We start from the raw sequence: 845 nt of genomic DNA on the forward strand, positions 1-845 counted from the left end.
GACGGCGGAGCCGACCCGGCCGGCCCCGCGCACCTCGACCCTGGCCAGCACCCGCCCCTGCAGCACCTCGGCGGCCTCGCCCGGCTCCGGGTGGACCAGGGAGAGCGAGGCCAGGTCCGGGCCCAGCAACTCCTGGCGGGGGCGGGGATGGCGCCCGAGCGCCTGTTGGAGCGCGTCCGCGTCGTCCAGCAGCTCGCTGCGGGCCAGGGAGTCCAGCATGGCGTTGCAGTAGTCGCGGTCGAGGCCGAGCCGCTCCCCGGCGGCGAGCAGGGTGGGGCTGTCCCGGCTGCCGTCGATCAGCTCCAGGAAGGCCGCCACCGCGCGGTCGACGGACTCGACCACCCGGGCGTGCCGGCGGACCGCGCCGAACTGCAGGGTCTCCCGGTCACGCCAGAGCCGGGGCAGGGCAGGCTTGAGCATCGGACGCATGGCTGCCTCCAGGGCCGTCGTACACCAGGGCCGGCCGCCCTGGTGGGAGCAGCATGCCCGACCTCGTGGAGGCCGTGAATCCGGTTGTCCACAGGCCCTGGCCTATCGTCGGACAAGCTGCATGCACAGCCTGTGGATAACTTTCTCCCGCTCGCCCCCGGCGGTTCTCCCCGGTTCCGGCCGCGACAGCGGACTTCTGTCAGTGCCACCAGGTAACGTCCTGTGCCGTGACAGCCGAACGGGATTCCCAGCGGTCGGCGTCGCGTCGGCGTGCGCGGCCGGCCTCCGGGGCAGGGGCCGCGGCGCCAGGCGCGCGCGGCCGGCCAGCCGCCGAGAGGGCCACCGGCCCGTCGACCGCCCCGAGCGCCGTCCCCAGGGGCGAGGCGGGCGGGTCCCGTACCCAGCCGTCACCCGCG

Annotated in this window: 1 pseudogene; it reads right to left on the reverse strand. The window is 75.6% G+C overall.

From position 1 onward, the window contains the following. Positions 1 to 429: pseudogene (locus AA75_RS50430) on the reverse strand (ThiF family adenylyltransferase); the annotation flags it as partial. Positions 430 to 845 lie beyond the last annotated feature (416 nt).

The sequence above is a fragment of the Kitasatospora sp. MBT63 genome (genome assembly GCF_000710465.2).
Taxonomy (GTDB): Bacteria; Actinomycetota; Actinomycetes; order Streptomycetales; family Streptomycetaceae; genus Kitasatospora.